The sequence below is a fragment of the Enterobacter cloacae complex sp. 385G4 genome (genome assembly GCF_057320665.1).
Window position 1 is genome coordinate 171,353 of record NZ_JBXWDD010000005.1, and the last position, 19,793, is coordinate 191,145.

A 19,793-nucleotide genomic window follows, 5' to 3' on the forward strand; every position below is an offset into this window, starting at 1 on the left:
TTTGCTGCCAGCATTTAGCGTGTAATATCGAAATGGAAAAAAGACGAAATACCTTTTCGCATTTAGGACCCACGTATGGCTACAGCAGAACATTTAATCAGCAATAACCTGCCCAGTATCAAACAATTACAATGCTTTCTCGCTGTTGCACATGAACTGAACTTTCGTAAGGCTGCCGAACGTCTACGCATGACTCAACCGCCTCTGACGCGTCAGATAAAATGCCTTGAAGCGGTGTTGAAACGTCAGTTGTTCAGTCGCAGTACGCATGACGTTAGTCTCACTGAAGCAGGCCGAGCGCTGGTCGTTCAGGCAGAAAAAATACTCAAAGACATCAGCAGCTTAAAAGAAGACCCTCACTCTTCAGAAACGAATCTGCGCATCGGTCTCACGCGCACGCTTAATTTTGAATATATTGAACCTGTAAATACCCAGCTTCAAAAAATGAACGCCGGAGATGACGTTGAAACGCCCGACCTGACGTCAGCACAGCTGCTGCAAAGCTTGTCTAAAAATATGCTGGATCTGGTGCTGACCGGGGAAAAAGGAACGGGTCATGAAGACATTGTTCAATACCGCTGGGTCTGCCAGGAACCGTTGCTCATCGCAATGCCTTCTTTACATCCTGCCAGTCTGAAAGAGAAAGTCTCGCTGGAAGACATTAGCGATCTTCCACTTTTTTGGTTTTCGAGAAGCGCTAATCCGTCATTCTATGATAAATGCGAAAGCTACTTTGACACGCTGAAAACGCCGCTGAAGCGTATTAAAGAGCCGGATGATTCCCTCGTGATGCTAAGCCGTATCGCAAGAGGGAAAGGGTTTGCGCTACTGCCTCAGTCAAAATGCACCTTCAATCAGGAGGGGCTATGCTATCGCGAACTAACGGACGATGAGGCAAAGAGATTAAATATTGATATCTATGCCGCAACTCGCCTCAATGAAAACAGAGAGGAGATCCTGAACGCTCAGAATATCTTGTGCGGCAAAAAGGCTTAATGCAGATAAAACACGCCTTCTTCCGGCAGAAATAGCTGGTTATAGCGCAGCTGGAAGACGTTCAGCTCCTGCGGATCGGGCTCCATTTCGCGCATAAAGCCAAGTGCCAGACGAATTTGCGCATCGGTAATGGGTGCAGCAAGGCGGGCTTTACGCAGCATACGGTGCCAGGTATGCAGATTCTCTTCGCTACCGTCGACAATACAGACCTGCCAGATGAGCAGCACCTGCGCGGCGTTTTGCAGATGCGCCTCGTCAGGCCGCTCAAGGTAGCGGATAAATTCATTGCCCGGTGTTTTACCGAACTGGTCAATCATCGACTCGATCGGCATCGGGGTAATCCCCAGCCGTTCGCTTAAACGTTTGATGGCGCGGCGGGAGTCTGAGGTCAGGACACGAAATCCCACCACAAACACCACGGCAAGCGTTGCCAGCATTATCCAGACCATGCGTTCTCCTTAGACTAGCCGCTCATCATAGCGGGAAACGCAGCGTGTCGACAGCGGGTACGGCCAGAATAGTGAACCGAAAAAAGCTGGATAAATGCGATGAAAGCAATCCCGCGCAGGCGTGGCTGCGCGGGCTGTTGCTGGAGACCCGTCAGCGCGCCTGAAGCCCCTTCAACAGCGCCTCGTGAAAGCGTGCGGGATCCTGCATCTGCGGCGCGTGGCCCATGTCGTTAAACTCCACCAGCGTCGCGTGCGGGATGCGCTTCGCCGTCTCTTTGCCCAGCACCGCATAGTTGCCGAGCGTCTTGCGGACCTCCGGCGGGGCGAGGTCTTTCCCGATGGCGGTGTTGTCCTTCGTGCCGATCATCAATAATACCGGCATCTTCAGGTCGCTAAATTCATAGATGACCGGCTGGGTGTAGATCATGTCGTAGAGCAGCGCCGAGTTCCACGCCACGCGCGCTTTGCCCGGCCCGTTGTTCAGCCCGGCAAGCATGGTCACCCAGCGCTCGTATTCCGGCTTCCACTCCCCGGCGTAGTAGGTGTTTTTCTCGTACTGGCGAATGCCGTCGGCGCTGACCTTCAGCTCGCGCTGGTACCACTGGTCAACCGTGATATGCGGCACGCCGCGGGCTTTCCAGTCTTCCAGGCCTATCGGGTTCACCATCACCAGCTGCTCTACCTGCTGCGGCCACATTAGCGCGTAGCGGGTTGCCAGCATGCCGCCGGTCGAGTGGCCGATAACCGTCGCGCGATCGACGCCAAGCGATGTGAGCAGCGCGTGGGTATTGTCCGCCAGCTGCTGGAAGGTGTACTGATAATGGTCCGGCTTGGTGGATTTACAGAAGCCGATCTGGTCGGGTGCGATCACGCGATACCCGCTGGCCGACAGCGCACGGATTGTGCCGTCCCAGGTGCCGGCGCAAAAGTTTTTGCCGTGCATCAGCACCACGGTACGTCCGTTGGGTTTTTCCGGCTTCACGTCCAGGTAAGCCATATCCAGAGACTGGTTTTGCGAGGTAAAGGTAAAGTGTTTTACCTGCCAGCCGTAGTCGAAACCTTCCAGCTTCTCGCCGTAGGTGGGGGCATCCGCGGCCATTGCGGGGGAGGCCAGCGCCATCAGCAGCGCCAGGCAGGACAATCGTCGGGTTAACATGCAAGCTCTCCGTTAGCAAAAGGGGCTAAGGCTGCACGAAAGGCGGCAGCAAAAAACACTGTAGAGCATGGAGAGGAGCGGATGTGTAAAGCGGGGTAAAGGTAGGACGAGCAAATAAAAAAAGCCCGGCATCACACACCGGGCAAAGAAGTTACCTGCACACTCAGGCCGCTTTTAATTTCTGCGCGCGATTCTCGCGGCGAATTTTACGCTCTTCCAGCACCGCGACCATCGCCATCAGGACGATACAGCCAATCGCTGCCGCATCCAGCGCCGCGAAGGTGCCCGCCCAACCGGTGAGGCCGAAAATCGGCGTACCGTCGGCGATCATCCCCAGGCCAAGCTTGGCAAAGCTGTCGCCGATCAGGTAGGCGAAGGTGCCTTTAATCCCATCGGCGGCGCCGATCGCTTTTTTCGGCACGAACCCTACGGCCGCCACGCCAATCAGCAGCTGAGGGCCAAACACCAGGAAGCCGAGCGCGAACAGGGACGCCAGGTAAACGTACTGGTTGCTGGCGTGCTGGTAGATGCCGAGCGTGGCGATAATCAGCGCCAGCGCGACGCAGGCCACCAGCGCGCGACGGCCGTTGGCGAGATCCGAGAGCCAGCCCCACAGCAGCGTGCCGACCAGCGCGCCCACTTCGAACAGGGTGAAGCCCTGAATCGCCACCTCTTTCGACAGCTTCAACTCCTGGAAGGCGTACACCGTTGACCACTGGTCGATGCCAATGCGCACCACGTACAGGAAGATGTTTGAGAAGCAGAGCAGCCAGATCACTTTGTTTTTCAGCACATACTCAACAAAGATCTGCCATTTGGACATCTCGTTCCCTTCGGTCTCTTTGTCCTCTTCGCTGATCTCCTCCCCGAACAGCTCTTCCGCTTTGCCGAGGCCGTAGGATTCCGGGGAGTCGCTGCCGAAACGCAGGCCGATAAAGCCGACGATCAGGGCGATAATCGACGGGAAGATAAACATGCCGATCACGTGGCCGTCGAACAGATAGTTCGCGCCAAACAGCGCCACGCCTGCCGCACCCGCCCCGCCGAGGTTGTGGGAAATGTTCCACATGCCGAGGTACGAACCCCGCTTGCGGCGCGGCGTCCATTTGGTGATGGTGGAGTAGCTGCACGACCCGCCGGTGCTCTGGAAGAAACCGCTCAGGGCGTAGAAGGCGATCATCAGGAACAGGCTGACGGAGCCCGCGCCCATGCTGGCGCTGAAGCCGAGCATACAGATGGCGGAGAGGATCAGCATAAACGGCAGGAACTGCTTGGTGTTTTTGCCGTCCGCGTAGTAGGACACAACCGTTTTCCCCACCCCGTAGGTGATGGAGAAGCCCAGGCCAATCATCCCCAGCTGCGTCATGCTCAGCCCGTAGGTTGAGATCATGTCGTTCTGCGCGATGTTAAAGTTTTTGCGGATCAGGTACATGGTCAGGTAGCCGATGAAGACCACCAGATAGGACTGCATGAACGGTTTGAACCACATCTTGCGCCGCACGTCGAGCGGCAGATCCAGGGTCGGCTTGCGCACCTGATTTAAGAAGGCCAGCATGACTGAGTTACTCCTGAGCTGATTTTTGCAGCATTGTAAAAATCAGCCGGGAGAGATGCCTGAGACAGCGTCCAGGTGAAACCGGGAAAATTTCTTAGTTTTGCGCCATTCGGCAACAAAAGGTGAGGCACGTCACGCTTCGCGCGGCGCCTGGGCGTGCAAAAACGGCAGCAAAAGCAGGGCGGAAATCCCCGCCGCGATGGCGATCGCCGCGAAGAAACCGCTCCAGTGCCAGACGTCGATGACCCGCGCCAGCGGCCAGCCGGAGAGCGACGCGCCGAGGTAGGCAAACAGCCCGACAAAGCCCGTTGCCGCGCCTGCCGCCTCCTTGTGCGAGCACTCCGCCGCCGCCATGCCGATCAGCATCTGCGGGCCAAAGACAAAAAAGCCGATGGTGAAGAAGCACGCCGCCTGCATCACGTAGCTGGCGAACGGCATCAGCCACAGCGAGCCGACGGAGAGTAAAATCCCGGCGGCAAAAATCAGATTCATCGGGCCGCGGTTGCCGTTGAACAGCTTGTCCGAGCCCCAGCCCGCCACCAGCGCGCCGATAAACCCGCCCAGCTCAAACATCGTCACCGCAGAGTTAGCGGTCACCAGGTCCACGCCGAGCGTCTCGGACATGTACAGGTTACCCCAGTCGTTGATCGCCGCGCGCACCACGTAGACCAGCACGTAGCAGAGGGACAGCAGCCAGATATACGGATTTTTCAGCACGTATTTGGTGAGGATTTCCTGGCGGGACAGCCCGGCGCCCTCCTGCTGCTGGGCGATCTCCATCTCGTCGTGCCGCCAGTCGCCCACCGCCGGTAGGCCGACGGTTTGCGGCCTGTCGCGCAAGCGCCAGCAGAGGAACAGCCCGGCGACAATCGCGAGGGCACCGGCAATCATCATCCCCGTGCGCCAGCCGTAGTGCAGCGCGGCAGCCCCCACCACCATCGGGATCAGTGCCCCGCCGACGTTATGCGCGGTGTTCCAGATTGCCCACCATCCGCCGCGCTCGTTGCGCGAGTACCAGGCGGTGAGCAGGCGGGCGCAGACCGGCGCACCCCAGCCCTGGAAAAAGGCGTTCAGCGCCCACAGCAGGGCAAAGGCCCACAGCGAGGTGGAAAAGCCAAACAGGATGTTCACCACGCCGGTGGCGATCAGCCCAACGCCCATGAAATAGCGCGCGTTGGAGCGGTCGCTGACGATGCCGGAGAAGAACTTCGACAGCCCGTATGTGATGTAAAACAGCGTCGCCAGCAGGCCGATATCGGTGCGCGTCATCACGCCGCTGGCGAGGATTTCCGGCGCGGCGGCGTTGAAGCTTTTACGGGTGAAGTAGAACAGCGCGTAGCCGAGCCAGATGGTGATCAGGATATGGCGACGCCAGTAGCGGTAGCGGGCGTCGATTTCCGCCTTGTCGCGCAACGGAGCCGCGCTGGTTGGGGTTTTAAACATGGTACGTCCTTAACGGCAAACTGACGCTGACGCGCGTCCCGTGGGTGCAGGAGAGGGTCAGCGTGCCGCCCAGCGCCTTGACGCGCTCGCGCATGCCCGCCAGGCCAAAGCCCTGCTGGCCGGAGCCCGGCGGCAGGCCGCAGCCGTCGTCTTCAATCACCAGCATCAGGCGCTCGTCCTGCTGCCAGCCCTGGATCGTCACCGCGCTGGCATTGGCATGTTTAACGATGTTGTTCAGCCCCTCCTGACAGACGCGGAACAGCGTCACGCGCTGGCCTTCGCTCAGGACAGATTCGTTAATTCGCCAGTCGAGATGGCTGACAATGCCGCGGCTTTCCAGCTCCATCTCGCGCATCAGGGAGCGTATCGCCTGCTCCAGCGACAGGTCATCAAGCTGGCGCGGACGCAGCCGTCCCAGCAGGCGGCGAACGGCGTCATAGACACCCAGCGAAAGCTGTTCGATATGCGCCCCGCCCTGCTTCACGCCCGCGTTATCCGCCGCCAGGCGCTGAACAATGCCCGCCTGCGTGCGGATGGCGGTAATGGTCTGGCCGATATCGTCGTGCAGCTCGCGAGCCACCTCCTGACGCACGCTCTCCTCGGTCTCCAGCAGACGCTCCGCCAGACGACGGTTGCGCGCCAGCTCGGCTTGCAGGGACTGGTTCAGCTCGCGCAGGCGCTGAATGCCCGCGCCGAGCAGCAATCCGGTCAGGCTCTGGGCCAGCAGCGAGAGCAGCAGATCCACCGGATGATCGTGCCAGGTCTGGCTGGCGATCAGCGCGATGGCGTTCATCAGCGTGGCGATCAGCGCCCCCTGCCAGCCGTAGTGCCAGGCCAGAGCGATGATCGGCAGCGCCAGGCAAAACGGCGTGAAGCGCGAAAGCTCGGCGGGCAGACCAAGCTGTAGCCACAGGCTCACCATAAACAGCAGCAGATACCAGATGAGGTGCCGGGCGCGCCAGTTCACCGGCTGGGAGACCAGCGCGGGGCCGAGCGGTTGCCAGACGGTGCTGGTGAGGTAGTGCCAGAAAACCAGACAGGTCGGCGCGAGGGTCAGACCACCGGTCAGGGTCAGAAGCAGGGCGTTAAGCATCTCCTTCTCGCCGATCCACGGCAGGGATTGTAACAGCGCGGCGGCAATCAGCGCCGCCCCCTGACGCAGCAGCGTGCGCCAGTCGCGCTGGTGGCGGTAGCGGGAAATCAGGGCAACAGGGAGAAGCGTGAGCAGGCTTCCGGTCATCAATAAGGGAAGATGCGCGAGGGCCACCTCCTGCGCCAGCCAGATCAGCATCAGCCACTCCGCGCCGAGCAAAACGGGCCAGTAGCCGCGCGGGCACTGGAGCATTAGCCCCAGACGCAGGCCGAAGGGAAACAGCAGCACCGCCAGCTCCGGGCGCTCCACCAGGTGCAGGCTGATGCTCCACAGGCAAAACCACGCGGCGGAGAAGATAAAAAAGCTGGCGACGACGGCGATCAGCCGCGAAAACATGGGACTCATTGCCAGCTGTCGAACATGCGGCGCGCCAGCTCGACGTCGTTGCTGACGTTGAGTTTTTCCATCAGGTTGGCGCGGTGGACGTGCACGGTTTTCGGCGACAGATCCAGCTCGGCGGCAATCTCTTTCACCGACATGCCCTGGGCAAGCTTCTCCGCCACCTGGCGCTCGCGTCTGGTGAGCGGATCCTGACGTCCGGCCGCCAGCTTGATGGCGATATCCGGCGTCAGGTAGCAGCCGCCGGTGGAGACGGTGCGCACGGCAGCGATCAGCTCGTCCGGGCTACAGCGTTTGGAGAGGAAGCCGCGCGCCCCCGCGTTGAGCGCCTGCTCGACCAGCGCCGGGCTGTCGTGAACCGAGAGCATGATCGTCGCCATCCCTTTCGGCAGCTGGCTCAACAGCTCCAGCCCGGAGAGATCCGGCATCGAGATGTCACAGATACAGACCTGCACCCCGCGCCCCGGCAGGCCCGCCAGCGCCTCGTGACCGGAGCCAAACTCGGCCACGACCTGAAAATCCGGTTCGAGGTTAAGAAGCTGGGCAAAGCCGGAGCGGACGATAAGGTGGTCGTCGATGAGAGCGATGGTGGTCATGTGTGTTCCTGCGATCTGAAAAAGCCGGATGACGCTGCGCTTATCCGGCCTACAAGAGCGAAAGACGCTTACCTTAAGCGATTTACTCGAAAAACACCGCAATTTTGTTAAACATGGTGGGATCGGACTGGTTGCGCGCCACTTTGGTGACGTCTTCCAGCTTGTCGATCTGCGCTATCATCTGCTCCAGACGCTGGTCGTCATTAACCAGTAGCCAGATGCGGCTGTGCTCGCTGCCCTGAATCGGCAGGCAGAGAATACCTTCCACGTTAAATGCCCGGCGGGCAAACAGCCCACAGACGTGGGTCATAACGCCAGGGTGGTTGCGGACGGTGAGTTCCAGAATGACGTTATCATGTTGTTTCTGCATGGTTTATTCCCCCACCATCTCAGTATTGGCCGCACCCGGCGGCACCATCGGATACACTTTTTGTTCAGGGTCGATACGCACATGGATCAGCGCCGGGCCAGGAGGCGAGATCGCCGCCTGCAGCGCCGCGTGGGCGTCTTCTTCCGCGTTCAGATCGCAGGTGTGCAGGCCAAAGCCGGCGGCAATCTGCATAAAGTTAATCATTCCCGGATAGGTCGCCGCAAACACGCCCTGCTTGTAGAACAGGCTCTGCTGCTGGTGCACCAGACCCAGCGCCTCGTTGTTCATCAGGATGATTTTCACGTCTAACTGGTTTTCGGCCGCGGTGGCCATCTCCTGAATGTTCATCATCAGGCTGCCGTCGCCGGAGAAGCAGATAACCTTGCGGTCCGGGTTGGCGAGCGCCGCGCCTACTGCCGCCGGCAGGCCGAAGCCCATGGTGCCGAGGCCGCCGGAGGTCAGCCACTGGCGCGGACGGTTCAGCGGATACGCCTGCGCGGTCCACATCTGGTGCTGGCCCACGTCGGTGGTGATAATCGCGCTGTCGTCCACGCAGGCGGCCACGGCGTTGATCAGCCCGTAGTGGCTCAGCGGGTCGCCCTCAGTTGGGATGGCGCCCGGGAACTCGCGTTGCAGATCCGCCACCAGCTGACGCCAGTCGGCCCGGTCAGTTGCGTCCGTCTGCGGGATCAGCTGCGCCAGCACTTCGGCCACGTCGCCCTGAATCGCCACGTGCGGCTGTTTGATTTTACCCAGCTCGGCGCGGTCGATATCCACGTGAATGATTTTGGCGTTCGGGCAGAACTCCTCGGTTTTGCCAATCGCCCGGTCATCAAAACGCGCCCCCATAACAATCAGCAAATCCGCCTCTTGCAGGATGTAGTTGGTGCTGCGCGCACCGTGCATGCCCAGCATACCTAATGACAACGGATGCGCTTTAGGCAGCATACCCAGCGCCATCAGGGTCATGGTGGTCGGCAGGTTGGCCTTTTCCGCAAACTGGCGGATTTCATCCGCAGCGTTAATCGCCCCGCCGCCCAGATAGAGCACCGGGCGTTTCGCTGCATTAATCATGGCGGCGGCGTCGCGCACGCTTTCAGCGCTGAATTCCGGCGCGGGGGTGCGCTCGCCCGGCTCCGGCAACACGTCGATCTCGATCTCTGCGGTCTGGACATCCTTAGGAATGTCTATCCACACCGGGCCCGGGCGGCCAGACTGCGCAATGCGGAACGCATCGCTGATAACCTGAGGCAGCTCGCTGATATCGCGAACTAAATAGTTATGTTTGGTGATGGGGATAGAGATGCCGTAGGTGTCCACTTCCTGGAACGCATCGGTGCCGATCATCGAGGACGGCACCTGGCCGGTAATGCAGATCAGCGGAATGGAGTCGAGACGCGCGTCGGCGATGGCGGTCACCAGGTTAGTGGCGCCCGGCCCGCTACAGGCCATACAGACCGCCGGTTTACCCTGGGTACGCGCCATGCCCTGAGCAATAAAACCTGCCCCCTGCTCGTGACGCGCCAGCACGTGGCGGATCTGCGTGCTTTGGCTCAACGCATCGTACAGCGGCAGCACGGTTCCACCCGGGATACCCGCAACCGTGGTGATGCCCTGTCGTTCCAGTAAATGAACAATCAGCTGCGCGCCTGTAAAACGCGTCTTTGTGGATGTTGTGCCCGAACTTGCCATGCTCCAGTCCTTTTCTTCTGGGCCGACTTTCCGGGGAGGGTCCTAAACGAAAAACCCCGCCCGGTTTGCGCCGGCGGGGTTTTGGATTCGTGTGTTGATCCAGTCCCTACGGCGCATTGCCGACGACCACCACCACACGCACGACGACCACTGCGGCTGGTTGCGCAGTTTTTAGTAGGGTCGAAGTGAAGATGGATGAAGTCATTGGGGACCTGTGTTTGGAATCATTGATTGAATTTATACAAACACAGGTTTTCGGGCGTGACAATGGAAATATTTTCATCTGCGCAAAAATGCGTCAGAGATCACGTTTCGTTTGTTGAGTGATAAAGGGCTGTCGACCGTTTTATTTCATTCAATAAACAGTGCAGGCGATACCCCAAAGCGCACCGCCAGTTTTTTTATATGGTTTAACGTCAGCTGACGCTGTCCATTCAATACCCTTGAAACCATTGATTTACTGCCAATTTCATCCTGAAAATCTGAAATGGTCAGTTTGTACTGATCCATAAGGGTTCTTAAAACCGCAATTCCCACTGGAACAGATTCCATCTCCTGACGCAAGGCGACAATCTCGGGTCGATTCGCTTCATAACGACTTATTCTTGCACATACGATATCCAGCAAAGGACTACCAGGTTCATTCATGAGCAGATACTCAACCAGCTCAAGTGCATCCTGATAATCTTTCTCATTCGGATGTTCACCCAGTAAAGGGACAGCCTCGACAAGGGCATGCGTTGCTTTCATTGCATCAGCGACGATCATCATTTCTTCCCCTTAGTGCGATGTTTCTCCGTAAAACGGTCATATTCCTTATGAGTAAAAACATGGCGCACATAGAACTTTTGGCTTTCAAAGAATATGAGAGCCACTACTCTGAGATTGTTATTTGCAATATCAATCACATAATGCTTATCCAGATATTTAAAGTTATCCAGCGTCGGAAAAATTTGTTTCAGCACAGCAGGTGTCGGGCAATGGCTCTTTTCGATAGTGCGACCTAAAAAAAGGAGCTCTTCCTTATGCTGCGGGAACTGTTTTACCGCATCAATAATTGCCTTCATAGAAATTAAATGCATACTGCATGCCTGCTGCGTCCGTTGCCATTATGGCAACAATATCATGCATTGCCAATGTGTCAACACGTATCGTTTTTCTGACTAACATTTGAAAACAAAAAACCCCGCCGGAGCGAGGTTTTTATCAGGGTTTTGCGGTTGGTCGCCGCAGAACACACTGTGTTACGTCAACGCGAAAAGTATACGCGATAGAACTCGAACGCGCAATTCCGGCACGGATTTTGACGTTTTTGAGTATGGATCACCTTCCAAATTTTGTCCAAAAAATACTGTTCATGCATACAGTATTTATCTATACTGAGGGTGTTCGCAGTGAGCGAGGGGGCCGCAGTTTACCGGCGCAACGAAGTCCTGGCTGAAACGGGTGGTGCCGTCAGTGCCTTAACCCCTGAAGTGAGCACACTGTGTTACGTCAATCCAGGTGCTGGCAACAGGCGGCGGAAAGGTACGCCAGCATCGTGCTCCTTTTAACCAAAAGGAGACGCGTATGAGCGTAGTGGATATGGTGATACTTATCCTCAAACTCATTGTTGCAGTACTGCAACTGCTTGATGCTGTCCTGAAATACGTTCGGTAATTCAGGTTCAAGTCGCACCTGAGAGGGGCGGGCAACCGCCCCTCTTTAATAACGAGGGAATGCTATGTCGCGTCTGTTAATTGAGCCTGTCACACCGGATGAGCCGGGGTATATCGCCCTGAAGGCGGAAAGTATCGCGCTGAATTTCAACATGCTGCGCAGGCTGGAAGAGAACTGGCTGCGGGGTGAGAACCGCTTTAACGCGCCGGGTGAAAAGCTGCTGGGTGCGTTTCTTAACGGCAAGCTGGTGGGCGTGTGTGGCCTCAACCGCGATCCGTTCAGCCAGCAGCCGCGTGCCGGACGCATTCGCCATCTCTACGTCAGCGAGAAATGCCGCGGGCTGGGCATTGGAAAACAGCTTTTAACCGTAGTGATGGCGGACGCCAGCATCTGGTTTGATTTTCTGAATACTCACGCGCCGGACAGCGCGTACGGATTTTACAATCGAGCCGGTTTTACGCTGGTCTCAGACGAACCACGGGTGACGCACCGCCTTTTTTGTGCGGTGTAACCGGCTGGCGGCATCAGGATGTGAATGTTACAGTTGGGTGACAATTCATCACCCAATACGCCATGACCATCACCGTTTTCTGCATTTTGCTTTTCGCCGCACTGCTTCATGCCAGCTGGAACGCTATCGTTAAAGCCGGAACGGATAAACTCTACTCTGCGATCGGCGTTAGCGGCTCAGCCGCGATTATTGCCCTGATTTTACTGCCCTTCTCACCACAGCCTTCTGCGGCAAGCTGGCCGTTTTTGATCGTCTCCTGCGCCTTACAGGTGGTCTACACCGTGCTGGTGGCGAAAACCTATCAGGTCTCGGACATGAGCCAGACCTATCCGCTGATGCGCGGCACCGCCCCGCTGCTGGTGGCGCTGATCAGCGTGCTGGCGCTCGGCGACCATCTCTCCTGGCTCGCCTGGTCCGGTATCGGAGTCATTTGCCTGTCGATTCTGGCGATGGCGATGAATGGCCGCATGCAGTCACGCAGGGGGATCTGGCTGGCGCTGCTGAACGCCTGTTTTATCGCCGGGTATACGCTGGTGGACGGCACCGGCGTGCGGCTGTCGGACACCGCGCTGGGCTACACGCTCTGGACCTTCTTTATGAACGGCTTCTGCCTGCTGGGCTGGGCGATGGTGACGCGTCGGCGCGAGGCGTCCAGCTACCTGCGCCTGCACTGGAAAAAAGGGCTGCTCGGCGGCGTGGGGACCATGGGCTCTTACGGTCTGGCCCTCTGGGCGATGACGCAGGCGCCGCTGGCGGTGGTCGCCGCGCTGCGTGAAACCTCGATTCTTTTCGGGGCGCTGATCGCCTTTGTCCTTTTAAAAGAGAAGGTTGCGGGCCTGCGCATCGCGGCAGCGCTGGGTATTGCTGTCGGCGCAATTCTGCTGCGTCTGGCGTAAATCGCTGGCAACATTAGTTGCCGTTCTTGTTTACAAATCCTGCCTTTCCCGGTTTTTTTCATTCACCGCAACAATGCTTAAATTGTCATCTGTCTGTGGTAGATTCCTCGCGCATTTATGGGAATGCGTAGTCACTTATTCTTCATTTCTCTCTTTTGGCAAAAGTATTCAGCGACATGAAAAAGCAAAGGAACGTTAACTTATTGTTGATGCTGGTGTTACTGGTGGCCGTCGGTCAGATGGCGCAAACCATCTACATTCCGGCGATTGCCGACATGGCAAAGGAACTGAACGTCCGCGAAGGCGCGGTGCAGAGCGTGATGGCAGCCTACCTGCTGACCTATGGCGTTTCACAGCTCTTCTACGGCCCGCTCTCCGACCGCGTCGGGCGTCGCCCGGTGATCCTGGTGGGCATGAGCATTTTCATGGTAGCGACGGTGATTGCCATTACCACCCACAGCCTGACCGTACTGATTGCCGCCAGCGCACTGCAGGGCGTTGGGACGGGTGTCGGCGGGGTGATGGCGCGAACCTTACCGCGCGATATGTATCAGGGCACCCAGCTCCGCCACGCCAACAGCCTGTTAAATATGGGCATTCTGGTCAGCCCGCTTCTCGCTCCGCTGATTGGCGGCCTGCTGGACACAATGTGGTCCTGGCGCGCCTGTTACGCCTTTCTGCTGGTGCTCTGCGTAATTGTCACCTTCAGCATGGCGCGCTGGATGCCGGAAACCCGTCCAAAAGACGCGCCGCGCACGAAGCTTCTCACAAGCTATAAGACGCTGTTCGGCAACGGCGCGTTTACCTGCTACCTGCTGATGCTGATCGGCGGCCTGGCGGGTATTGCAGTGTTCGAAGCCTGCTCCGGCGTGCTGCTGGGCGCGGGTCTGGGCCTGAGCAGCATGGTGGTGAGCATTCTGTTTATTCTGCCGATCCCGGCGGCGTTCTTTGGCGCCTGGTTTGCCGGGCGTCAGAACAAACGCTTTTCAACCCTGATGTGGCAGGCCGTGATCAGCTGCCTGCTGGCGGGTCTGATGATGTGGATCCCGGGGCTGTTTGGCGTGATGACCGTCTGGACGCTGCTGATTCCGGCGGCGCTGTTCTTCTTCGGCGCGGGAATGCTGTTCCCGCTCGCCACCAGCGGCGCGATGGAGCCGTTCCCGTTCCTCGCCGGCACGGCGGGCGCGCTGGTGGGCGGTTTGCAGAACATCGGTTCCGGCGCGCTGGCCTGGCTCTCCGCCATGATGCCGCAGACCGGGCAGGCTAGTTTGGGCCTGCTGATGACGCTAATGGGGCTGCTGATTTTACTGTGCTGGCTGCCGCTGTCGTCGCGCGTTCCGCATCACGAGCAGCCGGTTTAACCGCATGATGGCCCGGCTTCTCGCCGGGCTTTTCACAGACGGGCGTAATCATCGCCTGCAATAACGGCTCCGGCGCAGGCCGCCAGGCCCCCTCTTCCCCGTCGTAAAACTGGAAATCCGCGTTAAGCGCATACGGGATTTTCGCCTTTTGCAGCTCGCAGGCCATAAAGGTGGCGAAGGCCATTTGCGAAGCGGTTGGCGTGAGGTGGTTTGACTCCCCCACGCCCCAGCCCCCGACCCAACTGACGTGCCCGGTTTTTTGCTGCCAGCGCAGCGCGGTGCTGATGCGGTTACGGATAGCCGCCTTCTCCGCCGCCGTGCCGGACGTCCACGGGTATTTACCGCTATTTTTCAGCGGCCCCCACGGGAAAATATGCCACTCCGCCAGCAGGTAGTTTTGACTGTGCGCAGGCAGCTTCAGGCCGGATAAATCCTCCGGCGCGGCACGCAGGCGCGGCGCAATGAAAATCATGCGCTGCGGGTCGATGTCGTGGATCGCTTTAATGGTTTTTTCATACACGCGGTTTAACGACGCGAGGTTGTGGTTAAGCTTGTCGGCTGGCTCATAAATGAGGTCAAAACCCAGCAGCGGATAGCTCTGGCCGAAATAGTGCGCCACGGCAATCCACCAGTTGATCGTCTCTTTCTCGTTATCGGCTTTGGGGTCGTTTTTATATTCATCGGCCTGATAAGCGATAATCGGGATCACGCCATACTGCTCACAGGCTTCCACCAGCTTGCGCAGGTGGATCAGCCGCGCTTCCGTCGGCTCATCGGCCACGCGAATGCGCACGTGAGTAATGCCTTTTGCGCGAAAATCGCGCACCACCAGCGGGTCGAACTCGCGTATGCCGCGCTCGGTGCGCGCCCAGTCCACATCCATCCCGACGCCCAGCTGCTGCGCATAGTGGGCAGCCGTCAGCGGCGGCTCAGCGGCAATGGCCCAGCCGGAAGAGATCAGTAACGCGGTAGCAATGAGAGGCTTTAGCACGGTTTACCCTGGATAAATCGAAAGCATTACCTGTATTTAGCACGCTTTTTCACATTTGGTGTAGCGCGAAAGCGTAATAATTCTTCAACCTGCCAGTTCTCTCAGCCAGCCGATAAAGGCGTCTATTTTCGGCCACTGACGGCCAGAAAGCGTCGAGACATAGTAGTGCTGATGGCATTTCAGGGTCTTGTCACCAAACGGGGCGATCAGTTCGCCCCGTTCAAGCCGTTTTTGCACCAGCCGCTTTCTCCCCATCGCGATGCCGACGTGGTTGATGGCCGCAATAATCGCCAAATCCGACCGATCAAAGCCAATGCCCGACGATGACGGCATATTTACCCCAAAATGCTGCGCCCAGCTCAGCCACTCATCCGTACCAGAATCATTACTCCAGGCCTGACGATCGTGGAGTAATGCGCAGTGATTGAGATTATCGGGGTTTTTCAGCAGCTCATGCTCGCGGGCATACTGCGGCGAGCAGACGGGCAAAATCTCTTCGTCCATCAGGAAGTGATGAGACAGATGGTTTGGCGGCGTATCGTCGAAATAGAGCGCCAGATCGACACCCGTTCGCTGCATATTGACGTAATCATTGCCGGTCAGGATGGTGAGTGAAATCGACGGGTAGCGGCGGGTAAAGTCGCCCAGCATGGGTACCAGCCAGCACTGGGCAATCGACGGGCGGGAGTAGACCGTCAGCGTGCCGGACAGCGCCTGGTTTTTGATGTCCAGGATCTCCTGATTCAGGGTGTCGAGGGACGATTTTAGCGTCCAGTAAACGCGCTTTCCCTCCTGCGTCAGCTCGACTTTACGGTGCGAACGGACAAACAGCTGAATACCGAGCTCTTCTTCGAGCAGGTTCATGCGGTGGCTCACCGCGCTGGGGCTGAGCGACAGCTCCTCCGCCGCCAGCGCGAAGGACTCATGCCGGGCAGCCACTTCAAAGGTATACATTTTCGACAGCTGCCAGCCGTTTAGCAGCCGGTTTCTGGCTTCATTTGCATCGGTCATCACAATTCTCACGCGGGGTTTCTGCGCTCAGCATACCGCTCAAGGGTGAATTTATGTGAACCTAATACGAATTAAGTGCACTTTTTAGAGCGTAGTCACTCAGTTGATCCAATCTGGCTCACCTGAACGCCAATTTATATCGTTTGTCAGCCCCCGCCGTTTTTTCGTCCAATACCCACAGATGACATAAGGGTGAGGTGAGATATGGGATCTCAGGTCTGGGTTGTGGCAACGCTGCTGGTCAGCATTGTGTTGATTGTTTTAACCATCGTAAAACTGAAGTTTCACCCGTTCCTCGCGCTGCTGCTGGCGAGCTTTTTCGTTGGCGCGATGATGGGGATGAGCCCGCTGGATATGGTGAACGCCATTGAGAGCGGGATTGGCGGTACGCTGGGCTTCCTGGCGGCGGTGATTGGTCTGGGCACCATTCTCGGCAAAATGATGGAAGTCTCCGGCGCGGCGGAACGCATTGGCATTACGCTGCAGCGCTGCCGCTGGCTGTCAGCAGACGTGATTATGGTGCTGGTGGGCCTGATCTGCGGCATTACGTTGTTCGTGGAAGTGGGCGTGGTACTGCTGATCCCGCTGGCGTTTTCCATCGCCAAAAAGACCCACACGTCGCTGCTCAAGCTGGCCATTCCGCTCTGTACCGCGCTGATGGCGGTGCACTGCGTGGTGCCTCCGCATCCGGCCGCGCTGTTTGTGACCAATAAATTAGGGGCGGACGTCGGGACGGTGATTGTCTACGGTCTGCTGGTGGGCCTGATGGCCTCGCTGGTCGGCGGCCCGCTGTTCCTGAAACTGCTGGGCAACCGTCTGCCGTTTAAGCCGGTTCCGGCGGAATTTTCAGACCTGAAGGTGCGGGAAGAGCACACCCTGCCGTCGCTGGGCGCTACCCTGTTCACGGTGCTGCTGCCAATTGCCCTGATGCTGGTGAAAACCATTGCCGAGCTGAATATGGCAAAAGAGGGCACGCTGTATACGCTGCTGGAGTTTATCGGCAACCCGATCACCGCCATGTTCATCGCCGTGTTTGTCGCCTACTACCTGCTGGGCATCCGCCAGCACATGGGCATGGGCGCAATGCTGACCCATACGGAGCACGGCTTTGGCTCTATCGCCAACATTTTGCTGATTATCGGCGCGGGCGGCGCGTTCAACGCCATCCTGAAAACCAGCGGACTGGCGGACTCGCTGGCGCAAATTCTCTCGAACCTGCACATGCACCCTATCCTGCTCGCCTGGCTGGTGGCGCTGGTGCTGCATGCCGCCGTAGGCTCCGCCACGGTCGCGATGATGGGCGCCACGGCCATCGTCGCGCCGATGCTGCCGCTCTACCCGAACGTCAGCCCGGAGATCATCACCATTGCCATCGGTTCCGGCGCCATTGGCTGCACGATCGTGACCGATTCTCTCTTCTGGCTGGTGAAGCAATACTGCGGCGCGACCCTGAATGAGACCTTCAAATACTATACGACGGCGACGTTTATCGCCTCGGTGCTTGCACTTGGCGGCACATTCCTGCTTTCTTTCATTATCTGAGCGCGAAGAGACGTATTATGGAAAACGCAACTATCACCACTTTAACCGCACAGTTTCCTCTGGTTGAGGATCTGATTGCCCTGAAAGAAACCACATGGATTAACCCGCGTACCACAACGCTGGCGGAAGGATTGCCGCATGTCGGGCTGACCAAAGCCGACGTGGACGACGCGCACGCTCGCCTGAAACGCTTTGCGCCGTATCTGGCGAAAGCCTTCTCGGAAACGGCGGCAACGGGCGGGATTATTGAATCCGAACTGGTCGCCATTCCGGCAATGCAGGCGCGGCTGGCGAAAGAGTCCGGCAAACCCATTCCCGGCAGTCTGCTGCTGAAAAAAGACAGCCATCTGCCGATCTCCGGCTCGATTAAAGCGCGCGGCGGCATCTACGAGGTGCTGACCCACGCGGAAAAACTGGCGCTGGACGCCGGGTTGCTGAGCGTTGAAGACGACTACAGCGTTCTGCTGGAGCCGCGCTTTAAGGACTTCTTCAGCCAGTACAGCATTGCGGTGGGCTCAACCGGCAACCTGGGGATGTCCATCGGTATCATAAGCGCCCGCATCGGCTTTAAGGTGACGGTGCATATGTCCGCCGACGCCCGCGAGTGGAAGAAAGCCAAACTGCGCAGCCACGGCGTCATCGTCGTGGAATATGAGCAGGATTACGGCGTGGCGGTGGAGCAGGGACGCAAAGCGGCAGAAAGCGATCCGAACTGTTTCTTCATTGACGATGAAAACTCCCGCACCCTGTTCCTGGGCTACGCGGTGGCAGGCGAGCGGCTGAAGGCGCAGTTTGCCGAACAGGGCCGCGTGGTGGATGCCGAGCACCCCCTGTACGTCTACCTGCCGTGCGGCGTCGGCGGCGGCCCCGGTGGGGTGGCGTTTGGCCTGAAGCTGGCCTTTGGTGACAACGTCCATTGCTTCTTCGCGGAGCCCACGCACTCCCCGTGCATGCTTCTGGGCGTCTACACCGGCCTGCACGACGAGATTGCCGTACAGGACCTTGGCATTGATAACGTGACGGCAGCGGACGGGCTGGCGGTAGGACGTGCGTCCGGCTTCGTGGGCCGCGCGATGGAGCGCCTGCTTGACGGGTTCTATACGCTTTCCGATCAGAGCATGTACGACATGCTCGGCTGGCTGGCGCAGGAGGAAGGCATTCGGCTGGAACCGTCCGCGCTGGCGGGGATGGCCGGGCCGCTGCGCGTGCCTTCAGATGCCAGCGTTACCCACCTGGTGTGGGCGACCGGCGGCGGCATGGTGCCGGAAGACGAGATGGCGAAGTATTTAGCAAAAGGCCATTAATCGTAGGCCCGGTAAGGCGTAGCCGCCACCGGGCTTTAAAAGCTCACAATTTGCTGAATGTGAGTCACTGCGAAGAGTAAAGACAGAGACAGCACAGCCAGGGCGATCAGGAACTTATCCCTCACCGCCTTCGGCTGGACAAAGTCGTTCTGCGCCACGTCCATCAGATTACGGCTGCGGGTATAGCGCCATAAAATGATGGCCACCAGCGCCAGCACAATAATAGAGATCCAGAATGGCACCCCGGTTCGGTGCCAGTTGTGCTTGATCGCCAGGGCAATCAGCGCGCCATACCCCAGCAGCGTGCGCAGCCAGGCCAGCGACGTCCGCTCCGGCTGCAGGCCGGGGTCCGCTTCGCGCCGCGCTTTGCGGCTATCCGCCATAGAACACCAGCCCCATCACCACGCCCGCCACCGCAAGCAGAATCACGCTGATGATGAGCAACCCGCGCGTATAGGGCAGATCCTGCTTCAGGCGCATCGCCTTCTCATTGCGCAGCCATCGCAGGTAGCCGTAAATAGCCAGCACGCCCGCGAACAGGCACAGCAGCAGCGCCAGCACTTCACGAATCAGCGGCGTGGCAAAATCGGGGGCGAGCTGGTCAAGGCCAACACCTGCGGCCAGAAAGCCCAGTGCGGTGCGGATCCACGCTAAAAACGTGCGTTCATTAGCCAGAGAGAAGCGGTAGTCCGGCGCTTCGCCGAGGCGGGAAATTTTCATGGAGGTTCCTTGTCGTGCTACGGGCAGGCTTCAGCATAGCGTAAATCGA

The 19,793-nt window shown here is 58.4% G+C and carries 22 protein-coding genes; 7 read left to right on the forward strand and 15 right to left on the reverse strand.

The features are described from left to right. The first annotated feature begins 75 nt into the window (after positions 1-75). The gene (locus AC2FAJ_RS15400) at positions 76-996 is read left to right on the forward strand and encodes a LysR family transcriptional regulator (RefSeq protein ID WP_028014966.1); all 921 of its coding nucleotides are present in this window, start codon (positions 76-78) and stop codon (positions 994-996) included. Here AC2FAJ_RS15400 and AC2FAJ_RS15405 read toward each other — a convergent pair. From AC2FAJ_RS15405 to AC2FAJ_RS15455, 11 genes are all read right to left on the reverse strand, one after another. Then, a complete protein-coding gene (locus AC2FAJ_RS15405; protein ID WP_045260830.1) occupies positions 993-1,445 on the reverse strand; it encodes a DUF1198 domain-containing protein in 453 nt (150 codons plus the stop codon). The two genes, AC2FAJ_RS15400 and AC2FAJ_RS15405, sit on opposite strands and share 4 nt — an antisense overlap. A 151-nt stretch (positions 1,446-1,596) precedes the next feature. After that, the gene (locus tag AC2FAJ_RS15410) at positions 1,597-2,601 is read right to left on the reverse strand and encodes an alpha/beta fold hydrolase (RefSeq protein WP_045630908.1); all 1,005 of its coding nucleotides are present in this window, start codon (positions 2,599-2,601) and stop codon (positions 1,597-1,599) included. A gap of 163 nt (positions 2,602-2,764) precedes the next feature. Continuing rightward, positions 2,765-4,156, reverse strand: coding sequence for a hexose-6-phosphate:phosphate antiporter (gene uhpT / locus AC2FAJ_RS15415; RefSeq protein ID WP_041911711.1), 1,392 nt, complete (start codon positions 4,154-4,156; stop codon positions 2,765-2,767). A gap of 132 nt (positions 4,157-4,288) precedes the next feature. Then, positions 4,289-5,599 (reverse strand): MFS transporter, encoded by a 1,311-nt coding sequence (uhpC, locus tag AC2FAJ_RS15420; protein WP_028014962.1) that lies wholly within the window; start codon positions 5,597-5,599, stop codon positions 4,289-4,291. Beyond that, positions 5,592-7,097: a signal transduction histidine-protein kinase/phosphatase UhpB gene (uhpB, locus tag AC2FAJ_RS15425; RefSeq protein WP_485454296.1), complete on the reverse strand. Its 1,506-nt coding sequence runs from the start codon at positions 7,095-7,097 to the stop codon at positions 5,592-5,594. The genes uhpC and uhpB overlap by 8 nt, the downstream gene beginning before the upstream one ends. Further along, entirely contained in the window at positions 7,094-7,687 is a 594-nt protein-coding gene (uhpA, locus tag AC2FAJ_RS15430) for a response regulator transcription factor UhpA (protein ID WP_041911714.1), read from the reverse strand. The genes uhpB and uhpA overlap by 4 nt, the downstream gene beginning before the upstream one ends. 82 nt (positions 7,688-7,769) lie before the next feature. Further along, a complete protein-coding gene (ilvN, locus tag AC2FAJ_RS15435; protein ID WP_028014960.1) occupies positions 7,770-8,057 on the reverse strand; it encodes an acetolactate synthase small subunit in 288 nt (95 codons plus the stop codon). 3 nt (positions 8,058-8,060) lie between these two features. Then, the gene (gene ilvB / locus AC2FAJ_RS15440) at positions 8,061-9,749 is read right to left on the reverse strand and encodes an acetolactate synthase large subunit (RefSeq protein ID WP_485454297.1); all 1,689 of its coding nucleotides are present in this window, start codon (positions 9,747-9,749) and stop codon (positions 8,061-8,063) included. A 106-nt stretch (positions 9,750-9,855) separates the two neighbouring features. Beyond that, on the reverse strand, positions 9,856-9,954 hold the full coding sequence (gene ivbL, locus AC2FAJ_RS15445; protein ID WP_057979964.1) for an ilvB operon leader peptide IvbL: 99 nt from the start codon (positions 9,952-9,954) through the stop codon (positions 9,856-9,858). Positions 9,955-10,100: 146 nt separating this feature from the next. Beyond that, on the reverse strand, positions 10,101-10,520 hold the full coding sequence (locus AC2FAJ_RS15450; protein ID WP_127334638.1) for a helix-turn-helix domain-containing protein: 420 nt from the start codon (positions 10,518-10,520) through the stop codon (positions 10,101-10,103). Continuing rightward, positions 10,517-10,831: a type II toxin-antitoxin system HigB family toxin gene (locus AC2FAJ_RS15455; RefSeq protein WP_041911716.1), complete on the reverse strand. Its 315-nt coding sequence runs from the start codon at positions 10,829-10,831 to the stop codon at positions 10,517-10,519. Before AC2FAJ_RS15455 ends, AC2FAJ_RS15450 begins: the two co-directional genes overlap by 4 nt. A 487-nt stretch (positions 10,832-11,318) precedes the next feature. Here AC2FAJ_RS15455 and tisB point away from each other — a divergent pair, with 487 nt between their 5' ends. The 4 genes from tisB to emrD all read left to right on the forward strand — a co-directional run bounded on the left by tisB (position 11,319) and on the right by emrD (position 14,176). Beyond that, entirely contained in the window at positions 11,319-11,408 is a 90-nt protein-coding gene (tisB, locus tag AC2FAJ_RS15460; protein ID WP_045260836.1) for a type I toxin-antitoxin system toxin TisB, read from the forward strand. A 64-nt stretch (positions 11,409-11,472) separates the two neighbouring features. Further along, positions 11,473-11,919 (forward strand): GNAT family N-acetyltransferase, encoded by a 447-nt coding sequence (locus AC2FAJ_RS15465; RefSeq protein WP_028014956.1) that lies wholly within the window; start codon positions 11,473-11,475, stop codon positions 11,917-11,919. 62 nt (positions 11,920-11,981) lie between these two features. After that, on the forward strand, positions 11,982-12,815 hold the full coding sequence (locus AC2FAJ_RS15470) for an EamA family transporter (protein WP_045630902.1): 834 nt from the start codon (positions 11,982-11,984) through the stop codon (positions 12,813-12,815). Positions 12,816-12,991: 176 nt separating this feature from the next. Continuing rightward, positions 12,992-14,176 (forward strand): multidrug efflux MFS transporter EmrD, encoded by a 1,185-nt coding sequence (gene emrD / locus AC2FAJ_RS15475; protein WP_039024559.1) that lies wholly within the window; start codon positions 12,992-12,994, stop codon positions 14,174-14,176. On the opposite strand, the gene AC2FAJ_RS15480 is transcribed toward emrD, so the two are convergent. Together AC2FAJ_RS15480 and dsdC are read right to left on the reverse strand one after the other, a co-directional pair. Continuing rightward, positions 14,079-15,167 carry a glycoside hydrolase family 5 protein gene (locus AC2FAJ_RS15480; protein ID WP_485454298.1) on the reverse strand — a complete coding sequence of 363 codons (1,089 nt, stop codon included), beginning with the start codon at positions 15,165-15,167 and terminating at the stop codon, positions 14,079-14,081. The genes emrD and AC2FAJ_RS15480 overlap by 98 nt on opposite strands. Positions 15,168-15,251: 84 nt before the next feature. Next, the gene (gene dsdC / locus AC2FAJ_RS15485) at positions 15,252-16,178 is read right to left on the reverse strand and encodes a DNA-binding transcriptional regulator DsdC (protein ID WP_060571967.1); all 927 of its coding nucleotides are present in this window, start codon (positions 16,176-16,178) and stop codon (positions 15,252-15,254) included. Between the two features lie 204 nt (positions 16,179-16,382). Here dsdC and dsdX point away from each other — a divergent pair, with 204 nt between their 5' ends. Together dsdX and dsdA are read left to right on the forward strand one after the other, a co-directional pair. Beyond that, the gene (gene dsdX / locus AC2FAJ_RS15490) at positions 16,383-17,720 is read left to right on the forward strand and encodes a D-serine transporter DsdX (RefSeq protein ID WP_045630899.1); all 1,338 of its coding nucleotides are present in this window, start codon (positions 16,383-16,385) and stop codon (positions 17,718-17,720) included. A 17-nt stretch (positions 17,721-17,737) separates the two neighbouring features. Beyond that, the gene (gene dsdA, locus AC2FAJ_RS15495; protein ID WP_045630898.1) at positions 17,738-19,024 is read left to right on the forward strand and encodes a D-serine ammonia-lyase; all 1,287 of its coding nucleotides are present in this window, start codon (positions 17,738-17,740) and stop codon (positions 19,022-19,024) included. A gap of 35 nt (positions 19,025-19,059) precedes the next feature. Here the strand turns inward: dsdA and AC2FAJ_RS15500 are convergent, their stop codons facing one another. Together AC2FAJ_RS15500 and AC2FAJ_RS15505 are read right to left on the reverse strand one after the other, a co-directional pair. Next, positions 19,060-19,407 carry a DUF202 domain-containing protein gene (locus tag AC2FAJ_RS15500; protein WP_045630897.1) on the reverse strand — a complete coding sequence of 116 codons (348 nt, stop codon included), beginning with the start codon at positions 19,405-19,407 and terminating at the stop codon, positions 19,060-19,062. Continuing rightward, on the reverse strand, positions 19,397-19,744 hold the full coding sequence (locus AC2FAJ_RS15505; RefSeq protein WP_028014948.1) for a YidH family protein: 348 nt from the start codon (positions 19,742-19,744) through the stop codon (positions 19,397-19,399). Before AC2FAJ_RS15505 ends, AC2FAJ_RS15500 begins: the two co-directional genes overlap by 11 nt. Positions 19,745-19,793 lie beyond the last annotated feature (49 nt).